The sequence below is a fragment of the candidate division KSB1 bacterium genome (genome assembly GCA_034506255.1).
In the GTDB taxonomy this organism is placed as follows: Bacteria; Zhuqueibacterota; Zhuqueibacteria; order Zhuqueibacterales; family Zhuqueibacteraceae; genus Coneutiohabitans; species Coneutiohabitans thermophilus.
This window is the reverse complement of record JAPDPX010000010.1, coordinates 100,658-115,509: the sequence shown is the minus strand read 5'-3', so window position 1 is coordinate 115,509 and position 14,852 is coordinate 100,658. Positions and strand designations below refer to the sequence as shown.

4 protein-coding genes are annotated in these 14,852 nt (G+C 64.5%); all 4 read right to left on the bottom strand.

Annotation, left to right across the window (positions count from 1 at the left end):
• Positions 1-20 precede the first annotated feature (20 nt).
• The 4 genes from ONB52_19480 to ONB52_19465 all read right to left on the bottom strand — a co-directional run bounded on the left by ONB52_19480 (position 21) and on the right by ONB52_19465 (position 14,788).
• The gene (locus ONB52_19480) at positions 21-6,851 is read right to left on the bottom strand and encodes a type I polyketide synthase (GenBank protein ID MDZ7418313.1); all 6,831 of its coding nucleotides are present in this window, start codon (positions 6,849-6,851) and stop codon (positions 21-23) included.
• A gap of 113 nt (positions 6,852-6,964) precedes the next feature.
• Positions 6,965-13,687: a type I polyketide synthase gene (locus ONB52_19475; protein ID MDZ7418312.1), complete on the bottom strand. Its 6,723-nt coding sequence runs from the start codon at positions 13,685-13,687 to the stop codon at positions 6,965-6,967.
• An 82-nt stretch (positions 13,688-13,769) separates the two neighbouring features.
• Positions 13,770-14,006, bottom strand: a complete 237-nt coding sequence (locus ONB52_19470) for an MbtH family protein (GenBank protein ID MDZ7418311.1) — start codon at positions 14,004-14,006, stop codon at positions 13,770-13,772.
• Between the two features lie 26 nt (positions 14,007-14,032).
• Positions 14,033-14,788 (bottom strand): hypothetical protein, encoded by a 756-nt coding sequence (locus tag ONB52_19465; protein MDZ7418310.1) that lies wholly within the window; start codon positions 14,786-14,788, stop codon positions 14,033-14,035.
• Positions 14,789-14,852: the final 64 nt, after the last annotated feature.

The following is a 14,852-nucleotide window of genomic DNA, read 5'->3' as shown; positions in this document are numbered from 1 at the left end:
ACATCATCCTTTTTGGATCATCAAGCCTTGTGCAGCTTGGCGGCGAGCATCGCCACCAGCTCCTCTTCGGAGTAATCTTCCTGTTTGGCCGTGCTGGCCGCGGCCGCCGTGCCGCCATTCACCGGGGCAGCGGGCGCGGGTGGCCCGGCCTGCTCCAATCGCAAGACCCGCTGTGCGAGATAAGCCGTGAGCGCGGCGACATTGGGATAATTGAAAGTCAGCGTGCTGGGCAGCGTTTCGCCCAGGCTGCGTTCCAGGCGGCGGCGCAATTCCACCGAAGTGAGCGAATCCATGCCCATTTCGAAAAAGCCGCGCGCCGGGTCGACATTTTGCGCGGCGGCAATTCCCAACACGGCGGCAGCCTGGCTTTGCACGAAATGCAGCAGGACCTCATGGCGATCTTGCGGCGGCGTTTGTTGCAGTTGGGTGCGAATATCGATCCTGCCTTTGGCCGGCTTGCTCTCCGGCGCTGGTGCCGGGTCCGTCACGTCCTGGAGGACGGGCCGGCGCCGTCTGGCCTCATAAATCGACTTGAGTGTGCTCCAGTCGACATCGGCAATCGCGATTTGTGCCAGGGGGAGCGCCAGCACGTGTTCGAGGGTTGCCAGTGCCTGCCCGGCCGGCATGGGCCGCAGGCCGGAGCGCGCCACCCTTTCCTGCTCGGCGGTTGAGAACAGGCGCATTTTCTCCCAGGTGCCCCAATTCACACTGAGCGCGGGCAGGCCCAAACTGCGGCGATAATGTGCGAAGGCATCGAGGAACTGGTTGGCGGCGGCGTAATCCGCCATGGCGCCCGCACCCAGCAGCGCAGTGGTCGAGGAAAACAGCACGAAGAAATCCAGCGGCAGCGCCTGGCTGAGATGATGCAACACCCAGGTGCCGTATAGTTTCGGCCGCAGCGCCGACTGCAAATTTTCGAGACTGGTTTCGCGCAACGGATGCCGATGAATCACGGCAGCCGCGTGCAGAATCCCGCGCAACGGCGGCGCCGCCGTGCCAAAGCGCGCAAACAGGGCGGACATTTGCGCCAGATCGCTGACATCCGCAGCAAGCGGCGTGATCTGCGCACCCAGCGCCTCCAGCTCGCGAATTGCCGCCACCGGTTGCCAGAATTCGCTGTCCTCGCTCAAACCCGGCCAGCTCTCGCGCGGCGGCAGGCCGCGCCGGCCAAGCAGAAACACCTGCCGGCCGCCCTGCTCGACCAGCCATTTCGCCAGCAGCAGACCGAGCCCGCCGAAACCACCGGTGATGAGATAACTGCCGTCACCGCGAATCGGCAGCCCCTCCCGGCCGTTGCCGGCCGCGCCGCGGGAAGGCTCTGCGATCTGCCGGCGGGTGAGACGCGCCACGTAACGCTGCTCGCCGCGCCAGGCAATCTGATCTTCCTCTGATGCCGCTGCCATCTCCTGCCACAGCTTCGGCACCAGCGCAGCGGGATCGGCCTGCGGGTCCACGTCGATCACGCCACCCCAAAATTCGGGATGTTCGAGCGCAATCACCCGGCTCATTCCCCACAACGGCGCCTGCTGGACAGCGAGGCCGGCGCTGCGCTCTCCCGCCGGCTGCGCGCCGGCGGTGATCACCCAGAGCTTCGCCGCGGCCGGCGGTTGTTCCTCCGCCAGCGCCTGCACGAGATGCAGCAGGCCGCCAGTGCTCATGGTTTGCCCGGCCTCCGCCTGTTCGAGCGCGGTCGCAACGAGCGGTGGGGTATTCATCCCCCAGAGATAAACCAGCCGCCGCTGTGCTGCCGGTGCAGCGCGCAGCAGTTGTTGAAAGTCGGCAGGGTTCGCGGGATTGACGCGGAAGCCCGCTCCGCCCGGCGCTTCGAAGGTCGCGCCGGCGGTCACCAGGTGCGCGGCTTGATTGCGGGCGGCGCAATATTCAGCGAGCTGCCGGCCGAGGCCGCTGCTGTCCGCGAAGATCAACCAGTTGGTCTGCGCCTGAACCCGCGGACCACGCGCCAGCAACAGCGCCTGCTTGTGCAAGCCATCGACTTCTGCAAGTGCAACAGGCTCTTCGAAGCCGGCCTGCGCCAGCACCTCCTGCCACTGGAATTCTGAAAGCAGGGGATGCGCCGGTCGCAGATCATGATCGCGGAAACGCCACCAGCCCTCGGTCATCCCGAAAATGAGATCGATCCAGCGCTGCTGCACCGTGCCTTCGAGCAGGAGCAGGAGGCCCTGCGACGCCAGCAGCGTTTTGACATGTTGCAAAGTCCGGCGCAGGTCTGCCGTGGCGTGCAGCACATTGGCCGCGAGGATGATGTCGAACTGCTGTCCGTCAAACCCTTGCGCCACGGGATCCTTTTCGATGTCCAGCAACCGGTAGTGCAGACCGGTGCGGTTGCGGAACTTTTCCGCGGCCGTGCTGAGAAAGAGTGGGGAGACGTCGGTAAACACATACTCCAGACGCTCTGCCGGCAGCGCCTCCAGCACAAAAGCGGTGGTGCCGCCGGTGCCTGCGCCGATCTCCAGCACGCGAATTTTGCGGTCTGCTGGCCATTGCGCCACCACCGCTGCCAGCGTCTGATAGGCCAGCACATTGGCGGTTCTGGCAAAAGCAGAATCACGATAGAGTTTTTCCGCGGAGACTTCCCCGGCTGCGGGAAACAACAGCGTCAACGGATCACACCGGCCGCACAGCACTTCCGCGAGCCGGTCGCCGCACTGGCCCAGCAGCTTCAGTTCCGTGGCGCAGACGGGGCTCTCCTTCAGCAATTCCTGCAGATGCCACTGCGGATCGATGGCCGTGATGGTGGCGGCCGCCTGATACCGGCCGCCGCCCGCCGGCGTGAGCAGGCCGTCTTCGACCAGCATATCCAGCATGCGCTTCGCCAGAGGGTGCTGCGCCGGCACGATTCCCAGTTTCTCGAAAAGGGCAGGTGCCGTGAATTCCTCGCCGGCCCTGCAATCCCAGCCCAACTGATGAAAGGCATGCAGCACATACATCAAGCTCAGGCTTTCGAGATGCGGTGCGAGATCGGCGAACTGCGCCAGGCCGTGTTGCGCCGCCGTTTCCCTTAGCGCCGGCCGCAGCGAAGCCAGGATTTCCGCGGGCGCGATCACCGGCGCCGGAGTCTCCCCGGCGGGCACCGGCGGGGGTGGCGGCGCCGGTTGCCAGCTCATCTCATAGAGCCATTCGGTTTTGCCAGCCGGTGTTTCGCGCTGTAGCAGACCGCGTGGCAGGCGCTTCAGCAGCAGGTTTTCCGCGCTGGCGATCAGCTCACCGGTTTCGTTGTAGAGATGAACGTCGCCGTGAAAAACAGCGGCGGCGTGCCCGCTCTCCGGCTGCAGCCGCGCATGGCTCCACAGCACAGTGCCGGGAGGCCGGTGCATCTGAAAGCGGCCGAGATTGACCATCAACACCGGTTCGGCGTGCGGGCCGGTGTCGGGCAGCAAAGCCGCGAGCATTTGCAAGCCGGCATCCAACAACGCCGGATGAATGAAATAGTCTCCGGTTTCCGATGACAGCGCCTCCGGCACCTCGATGCGGCCCAGCGCCTCCTCTTTTCCCAGCCAAAGCTGGCGCACACCGCGAAAACGCGGGCCGAATTGAAAACCCAGCGCCCCGAGTCTTTCATAAAAGGCATCGCCACTGAGGGTCGCTGCCAGCCGTGCTTGCAGATCGGCCGGGACCAGCGGGGCGGTGCCGGCAGTGGTCGCTTCCGTCACCGGCGCGAGACTGCCCGTCGCATGCAGTTGCCATGCAACCCGCTCCGCTTCCCCGGCAAGACTGAAAATTTGAAAGGCATGCGTCTCTGCCGATTGCGGTGTGAGAATGAGCTGCAGCGTGACCTCGCCGGACGCCGGCACTGCCAGCGCCGCGTGAATGTTCATGTCGGTTATCACATGAGGGCGGTTGCCGAAAATCTCCGCAGCCGCCGCCCGCAGCATTTCCAAATAAACCGCGGCGGGCACAAGACCGGCGTCTGTCACGCGGTGGTCTTCGAGAAAAGGCAGGGTGGTGAAACCGACCGGCACTTCAAAAATGGGAACCGCGGCGAATACACGCTCTGCCAGAAGCGGATGGCCGGGCTGCGCCAGCGGCAACCGGCTGTCGCTCCCCCGCACGGTCTGGCGACGACCGGATGAGCGGCGCGCTTCCAGCCAGTAACGCCGGTGTTGCCAGGGATAGCCGGGCAGGGCCACGACCCTGCCGCCCGCAGGATGCAGCGCCGGCCACTTCACTTCGTAACCGTGTACGTAAAGCGTGCCGAGCGCGGTCAGCAGCATGGCGCGATCATCCTGGCCGCGGCGCAGCGAGCTGACCACGACGGTTTCCTTTTGCTGCTGCTGGGCACATTGGGTGATCGCGCCGGCAATGACCGGATGCGGACTGATTTCCACGAAAGCGCGGAAATCCTCCTGCAGCAGACGGGCAATGCCTTCCGCAAAACGCACCGTGGCGCGCACGTTGCGGCCCCAATAGCCGGCATCAAGATGATCGCCCGCGATGGCTTCGCCGGTCACGGTTGAAATCATCGGCAGCATTGTCGGCCGCGGTTGCAAGCCCTGCAGCAGCCTGGTCAATTCGAAACGGCAGGGCTCCATCTGCGGGCTGTGGGAAGCGAACTTGACGGTGAGCTGGCGGCAGGAGATTTCGCGCTGCTGCAGCAGGTGCGCCACCTCCTCCAGTGCCCCGGCATCGCCGGAAATGACCACGGCGTTGGGACTGTTGATCGAGGCAAGGGCCAGGCGGTCGGCGTAGCCGGCGAGTATTTTCTGCATTTCCTCCGGCGACAACTCCACCGCCGCCATTTTGCCGCGACCGGTTTCGCGCTGCAGCAGCCGGCCGCGATGATACACCACCGTCATCGCTTCTGCGAGGGTGAGGGCGCCGGCCACGTGCGCGGCAGCGATCTCGCCGACGCTGTGACCGATCACCGCTTCAGGAACAATGCCCCAGGATTGCCACAATGCCGCCAGACTGATCTGCATCGCGCAAAAGGCGGGCTGGGCAATCTCCGCCTCCTCGAGCCGGGAATCCGCCTCCGCGCGCTGCAATTCCTCCAGCAGGGACCAGCCGGCGAGCTGGCGCAACAGGGCATCGCAAGCTTCCATACTGGCGCGAAAGACCGGTTCGTGCGCGAGCAATTGCCGGCCCACGCCAAACCAGTTCGGCCCCTGTCCGGAAAACACAAAGGCCAGCGGCGGTTGCCGGTCGCCGGGCTTGCGGCGCGCGGCCAGCACGCCGGTGTCTTCCTCCCCGGCGGCAAAGGCTGCGAGCTTCTGTGCCATTTCGGGCAGGGAACGGCCGACGATCGCCAAACGGTGTTCATGATGCGTGCGCCGCACGCCGGCAGTATAGGCCAAATCAGCGGGCGTGCAGCTTGCCCCGGGTAAAAAGCGGCAATACGATTCCACCACCTGCCGCAAAGCCTCCGGGCTGCGCGCCGACAGCGGCAGCAACTGGCTCACTGCGGCATCGTCCGCGGCCTTTTCATTCTCCGCCTCCGGCTGGCCGCGCCAGGCTTCCAGCACAAGATGGGCATTGGTGCCGCCGAAGCCAAAGGAACTGACGCCTGCGAATCTTCTCTCCGCAGCGGGCCAGGCACAGCCCGCGGGGTGGATTTCGAAGGGCGTGCCGCTCAGCGTGATGTGCGGGTTGAGCTGCTTGAAATGAAGCTGGGGCGGGATTTCGCCGTGCTGCAAACACAGCACGGTTTTGATGAGACCCGCAATGCCGGCGGCGCCTTCGAGATGACCGAGGTTGGCTTTCACCGAGCCGAGCACGCACGGCAGTTGCCCGGGCCGCGGCTGGCCGAGCACCGCGGTGAGCGCTTCCACTTCGATGGGATCGCCGAGAATGGTGCCGGTGCCGTGTGTTTCCACGTAGCTGATTTCCTGCGGCGCCACGCCGGCATTCTGCAAGGCGGCACGAATCACCTCCTGTTGCGACAGGGCATTGGGCGCGGTGATGCCGTTGGTGCTGCCGTCCTGGTTGACCGCACTGCCGCGAATCAACGCCAAAATCGGATCGCCGTCGGCAAGGGCATCGGAAAGCCGTTTGAGCACCACCACGCCGCAGCCTTCGCCGCGCACAAAACCATCGGCGCTGGCATCGAACGTTTTGCAGCGGCCGTCGGCCGCCATCATGTTCATCTGCGACAGCGCGATGGTGAATTCGGGGGCGAGAATCAAATTCACGCCGCCGGCCAGGGCCATGCGGCACTCATGCTGGCGCAAACTCTGGCAGGCGAGATGGGCGGCCACCAGCGAGGAGGAGCAGGCGGTGTCCAGCGCCAGGCTGGGGCCGCGCAAATCGAACCAGTAGGAGATGCGGTTCGCCATCACGCTGTGCGCCGTGCCGGTGCTGGTGTAGGTGCCGGCCGACGCAGGGTCGGCGAGCTGCATCATGGCATATTCACTGCTGTGGCTGTGAATGCCGATGAACACACCGGTGGCGCTGCCGCGCAGGGCTGCCAGCGTTTGGCCGGCTTGCTCCAGCGCCTCCCAGGCCACTTCCAGCAGCAGGCGTTGCTGCGGGTCCATCTGCGCGGCTTCGCGCGGCGAGATGCCGAAGAAGTCGGCGTCGAATTGATCGACCCCGTCGATGAAGCCGCCCCAGCGGGTGTTCATCCTGCCGGGGGTGGCGGGGGTGGGATCGTAGTAGGCCGACACCGGCCAGCGGTCTTGCGGCACCTCCCGAATGGCATCGACACCGTTTTTCAGAAGCTGCCAGAAGGCCGCGCTGCCATTGGCGCCACCGGGAAAACGGCAGCTCATGCCGATCACGGCCAGCGGCTCGGGCGCCGGCGGTTCCTTCCTATCGGACTTTTCCTTCAAGCGCTTTTCCAGCAGGGCGCGTTTTTCGGGCGTCAGGTTGGCAATGCGTGTGGAGAGGTCTTCCATCAACTCGTCCCGTTGCAGTTGTGATGTGGGGGTCGGGCGGTGACCGCGTGCCGGGAGGCCGCCGCCCGGCCGGGCAAGGGTGAATCCCTCAGAGTTCCAAAGAGGTGCCCCGGTCACTTCGTCAAGATTTTGCGGGCTTCTTCTTCCGAGAGCTGTTCCAGCTCGTCCAGAATTCTGCCGATGTCCTGCGTGTCTTCAAACGAAAGCCGGCCAGCGTCGGGGGTGGGAGGCTTGCTGCCGTTTTCCTGCGACAGCAGGTCGGTCTCCAGTGAAATTTCCATTTTCTCCGCAAGATGTTTGGTCAGGGCCGCCAGCGTCGGATAATTGAAAAACGTGGTGGCAGGCAGGGTGAGGCCGAGGCTGCGCTCCAGGCGATTGCGCAGCTCGAGCGCCATCAGCGAATCCATGCCCAGCGTGCGCAGCGGTTTGTTCAAGGTCACCACCGCGGGTTTGAGCTTGAGTACCTGCGCAATTTGCTCCTGCAGATGCGCTTCCAGCAGGGTGCGGCGCTTGCGCCCGGATTCGAGCGCACACAATTGTTCTTTGAGAGCCACCGGCTTGACGCTGGCGCTTGTGGAGGCTGGCGCGGCGGACGGCGCCGGCGCGAACTCTGCCAGGAGAGAGGCATGCTCGGCAGCCGGATGAAACTGCCGCCACAGGGTAAAATCGAACGGCATCACCGCTGCTTGTGCCGGATTCGCGCTGAGCAGGGCCGCCAGGGCTGCCAGTCCCTGCGCCGGTGTGAGGCTGCCAAGGCCACGGCTCTCCAGGCGCTCGCCACGATTCGTTTGCGCCGCGGCCAGGCCAACCTGCGACCACGGCCCCCAGTTGATGCTGAGCGCCGGCAGACCGAGGCGGCGGCGATAATGTGCCAGACTGTCCAGGAAGGCATTGGCCGCGGCGTAGTTGGCCTGCCCGGTGGTGCCCAACAGCGCTGCCACCGAGGAGAACAGCACGAAGTGATCGAGCTTGTCTTCCCTCGTCAAAAGATGCAGATGCCAGGCGCCCTGCACCTTGGGCCGCAGAGCCTGCACAAAACGTTCGGCCGTCATCTGTGCCAGTGTGCTGTCGGCCAGCAGGCCCGCCGCATGAAACACGCCCTTAAGCGGCGGCAGGCTGTGCCGGATCTGCGCGAGCACGCGCTCGACCTCTTCCGCCTGGCTGACATCGGCCTGTGCCACCTGCACGCGCGCGCCGGCCGCCTGCAATGCGGCCAGTGCCGTTTGGGCGGCGGCGGTGGGCGCGCTTCTTCCCACCAGCACCAGCGTGCGGGCGCCCTGTTCCACCAGCCATTGCGCCAGCGTCAGGCCCAGCCCGCCCAGACCGCCGGTGATGAGATAGGTGGCCTGTTCTTCGAACCGGCGCGGCGGGGCGGCGGCCGGCGCAACCGGCACGTTTTGCTCCTCGAATGACAAAACGAGTTTGCCGATGTGCCGGCCCTGTGCCAGCGTGCGAAAGGCAGTGGCGACAGCGCTGATCGGAAAGACCTGCACCGGCAGTGGCTGCAAATCACCGCTCTCGAATTTCCGTCCCAACTCCGCAAGCAGCGTTGCGATCAGCCCGGGCCGGTCGCTGATCACGGCGGCGAGATCGATGGCAAAGTAGGCAAGATTCTTCTTGAACGGCTCGAGTCCAATCCGGCTGTTCTGATAGATGTCACGTTTGCCGATTTCCAAAAAGCGGCCGTAGGCGCGCAGCAGCTCCAGGCTTTTGGGAATGGCGGCGCCAGTGAGCGAGTTCAACACCAGATCGACGCCACTACCGCCCTCCTGCGCCGCCGTGATCTGTTTGATCTCGCCGGCGAAGTCGAGGGTGCGGGAGTCGAACACGTGGTGGACACCGCGACTTTTCAGAAAGGCGCGCTTCTCCGGCGTGCCGGCAGTCGCAAAAATTTCGCAGCCAGCCGCCTGCGCAAGTTGCACAGCCGCCAACCCCACGCCGCCGGCCGCAGAATGAATCAACACGCGCTCGCCGGCGTTCATGCGGCCGAGATGATGCAGGGCGTAATACGCCGTCAGAAAAACTGCCGGCACCGCCGCCGCTTCGGCGAAACGCAACGGCCGCGGCTTCGGCACGGCGAGACGCGCCGGCACCGTCACAAAGGATGCCAGCAGGGAAGTATGATTGAAGGACGGTGTAATCGCCATCACTTCATCGCCGATTGCGAAATTTTCGACACCTTCGCCCACCGCACAGACTATGCCCGCGCATTCACCGCCCAGCGCCACCGGCGCGTTCGCCTCCAGCCCGGGATAGACTCCCAGGGCCTTCATCACATCGAGAAAATTGAGACCGGCGGCCCGCACTTGAATTTCGATTTCACCGGGGCCGGGCGCACGGCGGGGCGCAGCTCGCAGCAGCAGATGATCCAAAATACCGGGCCGGGAGATTTCGACGCGAAAACCCTGATTAGGTTGTGCCGGCACCTTTTCGATTTCTGAAACAGGGTCACTGGCTGAATCCGGCCCGGTTGCCAAATCCCATTTCACCAGCCGCACGGCGTACCGCCTGCCGTTGCGAAATGCGACTTGATCTTCGACCGCCCCGGCGAGCAATTCCTGCAACAGCGGGGTGAGGGCTGTGGCCGAATCAGCAGCCGGAGCCGCCTCGAGATCGAGGCGTGTGCATTTGAATTCCGGATGCTCGTTGGCGATCACCGCGCCCATTCCCCACAGCGGCGATTGTGCAAGGGCTGGTGGCGGATCCGCTTCCGCGACCGCCTGCGCGCCAGCCGTGACCAGCCACAGGCGCGGCGGCTGCTTCAGGCCTGCTTCGCCCAGTGCCTGCACCAAATACATCACACTCAGGCATCCTTTTTCCGGCGCCGCGTTGAGTGCTGCCATTGGCCCGGGTGCTGCCGCGGCATCCAGGCTCCACAGATGCACGATGCCATGCCACTCTGCTGCTTCACCGAGCAGACGCCGATAGTCTTCCTGCGTTTGCAGATCGATTTCGAAGTGATCCGTTTTTCTGCGGCGAAATGCCGTCCCGGCCGTGACCAGCGTGACCGCGGCGCCGTGTTCGCGCAGCCTCTCTGCCAGCCCTTGCGCGACACCGGATTGATCTGCAAAGAGCAGCCAGTGCAAACCCGCAGGCCTGCCGTTGCCGGCGGGCGTCACCGGCGGCGGGAGTTCACGCCAAACCAGGCGGTGGAACCAATCGCGCGGCACGATTTGCGTTTCCCTCTGCAATGCCTGCAAGCGCAGGCCGCGTGCTGCGAGCAAAACGGTGCCGGCTTCATCCAGCAGCAGGACATCACCGGAAATCTCGCCGGCTGTGCCCTCCGACGTGAGAAAGGCATGCGCCCAGAGCGCTTGCGTGCTCTGCGGCGCACGCTGCCAGCACAAACTCGCGAGCTGCACCGGCAGATAGGTTTGGGCCTCATCCCCGGCGGCGGCCAGCAACGTCTGAAAGCAGGCATCCAGCAGCGCGGGATGAATGCGGTATGCCGCCCTCTCCGCGGCTAAATCGGCGGGCAGTTGCAGCCGGCCCAGCGCTTCCCCCGTTGTCCGCCACAATTCACCGAGACCCTGAAAGGAAACGCCGTACTGCAAGCCACGCCGCGCCTGCGTCGCAAAATGCGCGGCGGCGCTCAGGCTTTCGGCCAGGCGGCGGCGTCTGGTTGCGGGCGGCTCCGGTGCAGCGGGCCAAGCCTCCGCATGCAGACTGAGAGTGGCGCTGGCATGCAGCTTCCACGCAGCTTTTTCATGCGCCGCGCGGCTCAACACTTGAACCGAAGCCAGCCCCGGCATGAGGGGTGAGAGAATCGTTTGCACACGCAACGGCGGCGCCTCGGGGACGAACAGCGCCTCGTGAAAGGTGATTTTTTCGAGCACGGCCGGGCTGTCGCCGAAGACGGCGCGCGCCGCCGCGAGCGCCATTTCGACAAAGGCCGCGGCCGGCAGCACCGCCGTGCCGTGCACGCGATGCTCCGCGAGATAGGGCAAATGCTGGGTGCTGATCTCATTCTCCCAAAAGCTGGTGCCGTCCTGTGCCGACTCGAACCGGCGGCCGAGCAGGGGATGCTCGCCGGCAGGTCGTGCCGTGTGGTGGCCGTTCACGGCAGGCTGCTCGTCGAACCAGTGGCGCTCACGCTGCCAGGGATAATTCGGAAAACGCACCACCCGCCGGCCGTGCGGATGCAGGTGGCGCCAGGCAACGGGATGACCGGCCACATAAAGTCCGCCGAGCGATTCCAGCATGACAAGCTGCTCGTCTTCATCGCGCCGCATCGAAGGCAGGGTGAGGGCGCTGGTGTCGAGCGACTGCAGTTCCTGTTGAATGGCGGGCAGCAGCAACGGATGCGCGCTGATTTCGATGAAGGTGTCGTGGCCGCTGGCGCGCAGCCGGCGCACCGCGGCGGAGAACAACACCGGCTGGCGCAGATTGTTGACCCAGTATTGCCGGTCAAGGCGCTCACCGGCGATGAAGTCGCCGGTGACCGTCGAGCAGATGGGAAGGTCGGCGGGCCGCGGCTGCAAACCATGAATGGCCTGCAGCAGCTCCTCGCGCAGCGGATCCATCTGCGGGCTGTGCGAGGCCACGTCCACTTTGATGCGGCGGCAGAAAATTTCGCGCCGTTCCAGTTGTGCGATCACTTCATCGAGTGCGGCGGGATCGCCGGAGAGCACGGTCGAGCGCGAGCTGTTGCTGACCGCGATGGCAAGCCGGTCTTCATAACCGGCGATGGCCTTTTCCGCCTCGGCGATGGTCAATTCCACCACCGCCATCGCGCCCTTGCCGCTGGTGCGGCGCAACAACTGGCTGCGGCGGCAAATGATGCGGCTGGCCTCCTCCAGGGTCAATGCGCCCGCCACATGGGTGGCCGCCACTTCGCCCATGCTGTGTCCCACCACCGCGGCCGGCGTGATGCCCCAGGCACGCCACAGCGCCGCGAGCGAAACCTGAATCGAAAACAGCACGGGTTGAATCACGTCGATTTGATTGAGACGATAGCCGCTGTCGCTCTCCGCCAATTGCAGTTGCTCCAACAGGGACCACTCGACGTACTGCCGCAACGCCGCTTCACAGCGCTGCATGCTGTCACGGAAAGCCGGTTCCTTTTCCAACAGGCGGCGCGCCATGCCCGGCCATTGCGAGCCCTGGCCGGGAAAAACGAAAACGATCCTGCGCTGTTCTTCCGACTCTTTGCCGCCGCTCACCAGCCCCGGCCGTTTTTCCCCCTGCAGAAAGCTTTGCAGCTTGTCGCTCATTGCGTCTTTGCTGTCCGCCACCACCGCGAGACGCTGCTCGAGATGAGCCCGCCGCAGGCAGGCGGTGCTGCAAATCTCCGGCAGCGCGTCCGCGGTGGTCTCGAGATATCTTTTGCAGGCGCGCACCAAATCGGCGAGCGCTTCCGGTGTTTTCGCGGAGAGCGGCAGTAAATAATTGCTGCCTGCCGCTGCGGCACCGTTGCCCGCGCCGGCACTCGAGAACACCACGGTTTTTTGCTGTTCGCCGGGCACGGCGCCCTGCCATTCCTGCAGCACGACATGCGCATTTGTTCCCGAAATGCCAAAAGCGCTGACACCGCCGTAGAGCGGCCCCTCAACCCCGGACAAGTCCTGCACGGTGGTGGGAATGGCGACATTCAGCCGGTCCCAGGGAATGTTGGGATTCGGTTTCTCGAAATGGAGGGAGGGGGGAATGAGACGGTGCTTCAGGCTGAGCGCGACTTTGATCAAGCCCGCCACCCCGGCGGCACCTTCGGTGTGACCGATGTTGGTCTTGACCGATCCCACAAAAACCGGATGGCCGGCGGGACGATCGGCACCCAACACCCTGCCGATGGCTTCCAGCTCCACCGGATCACCGGCGCGCGTGCCGGTGCCGTGGGCTTCGAGGTAATGCACCCGGCCGGGCGCAATGCCGGCGCGGCGATAAGCCTGGCGCAGCATGTCTTCCTGGCCAGCCACGCCCGGCGTGCCGAGCGAGCCGCTGCTGCGGCCATCATTGTTCACCACGCTGCCCACGATCAGTGCAATGATGGGATCATGGTCCGCCAGTGCCTGCGACAAACGTTTGAGCACAACCAGGCCCGCGCCTTCACTGCGCACATAACCATTGGCACGCGCATCGCCAAATTTACAGCGACCGTCGGGGGCAAGCATTTGCGACTGCGAATATGCGATGCTGATGTGCGGCCGCAGAATCGCATTGGCGCCGCCGGCAAGCGCCACCTGACATTCGCCGCTGCGCAGGCTTTGACAGGCGAGATGCACCGCCACCAGCGAAGACGAGCAGGCGGTATCCAGCGTCACGCTCGGGCCGCGCAAACCGAGCAGGTAAGACAACCGCCCGGAAGCGGTGTACCGCCCGCTGCCGGTGGTCATGTAGAAATCGATCTTGTCGGGATCGGCAAAGAGGCGATCCTCGAAATCATTGATCCACATGCCAATGAACACACCGGAGGCGCTTTCCGCCAAATGCTCGGGTGTTTGCCCGGCATTTTCCAAAGCTTCCCAGGCCACTTCCAGCAGCAAACGCTGCTGCGGGTCGAGGCGCTCGGCTTCGCGCGGCGAGATGCCGAAGAAAGTGGCGTCGAACTTGTCCAGGTCCGGCAGAAAACCGCCCCACTTGCTGATGACTTTGCCGGGCGTGGCGGGCCGGCTGTCGTAGAAGCGCGCGATGTCGAAGCGATCGGGCGGGATCTCGGTGATGGCATCCTTGCCGTCCCGGATGAGCTGCCAAAATGTTTCCGGCGAATGGGCGCCACCGGGAAAGCGGCAACCGATGCCGATGAGGGCGATCGCTTCGTCGGCATAGGCGGGCGACAGCGATGCCGCTTCGGCGACAAGGGTGGCACACGACGGCATGTCAATGCGGGTTTTGGTCATGATCATTCTCGCTGCAAACGGCCTCGGTTCCTGACGGGAAAATTGGGTGCGCCCCGCTGCCGGCCGGGCGCAAGGGGCAACCTCACGGGTGATTTTCGCGAATGGGCATGGCGGTATCCATCTGCCGGCGCAGACTGAGCGGCCGCATGTCCTGCCACACCTGCTCGATGTATGCCAGACACTCGGCCTTGCTGCCGGTGCACCCGGCATCGCGCCAGCCCAGGGCATTCTCACGGTCCGCCGGCCAGATGGAATATTGTTCTTCGTGATTGATGACGACTTTATAAAGCATCTCCGCTTCGGAGGAATTGGCGTTCATTCAACACTCCACAGTTCAACGCGGGTTCAGTCCGTTTCATTTTCCTCTTCAGTCTTGGCCTTGGTGCGGCGCAGCGCCAGATTCAAATTCTCGATCAACTCCGAGGCGACCACCAGCACCTGCCTGGGTTCGAAGCCGGCCTTGCGCAAATCGCGATAGAAGGAACGCGCCACAATCACGGCCACTTTTTCCGGATTTTTGACCGCTGCAAGAATGTGCGAGCTGAGCGGCTCCTGGCTGGCGGAATCCTCGCTGCTCCGGCTGAGGGCGAGCATGGTGTACTGTGACGCCAGCATGTGCCGTGTTTTTTGCGCCTCCAGGGCGCGGCCGATTTGTGCGCCCAGAGCCAGAAATGCTTCGCGCTGGCGCGCGGCCTCCCGCGCATTGAGTCTGGCTGCCGGCCAGCCGTCCATCCGGCCGATGATCTCGCCATTGACTTTCAACTCACTGGTCCATGGCAGGTTGTCATCGCCGGTCTCCTCCGGCATGTTCTGGATGCGCACGCCGGGATTCAAGTTTTGCGGAACGCTGCCGGCCGGGCGGCGCAGCAGATGGCTGCCATTGCGACTGACGCTGCCGCGGGTCCCGAGGGTGACATTGTCCCCGGCGAACAACGCGATGCGGCAATGTTCCAGCGGCAGCAGCTCGACCGCGATTTGTGCCGCCTGCTGCAGCAGCGCCTCGACGGTCTCGTGATGCGCGAACAGACGATGCAAGAGGGTGAGCACCCTGGTGAGCGGAACCTCCCCGGCCGCCGTTGCCGGCAGTTTCCCCACGATCATGACTGTTTCTCCTCAAGGGACAACGGTGAGTTGCTTGTGGGAGTGCACGTGAATATTGCTGTCG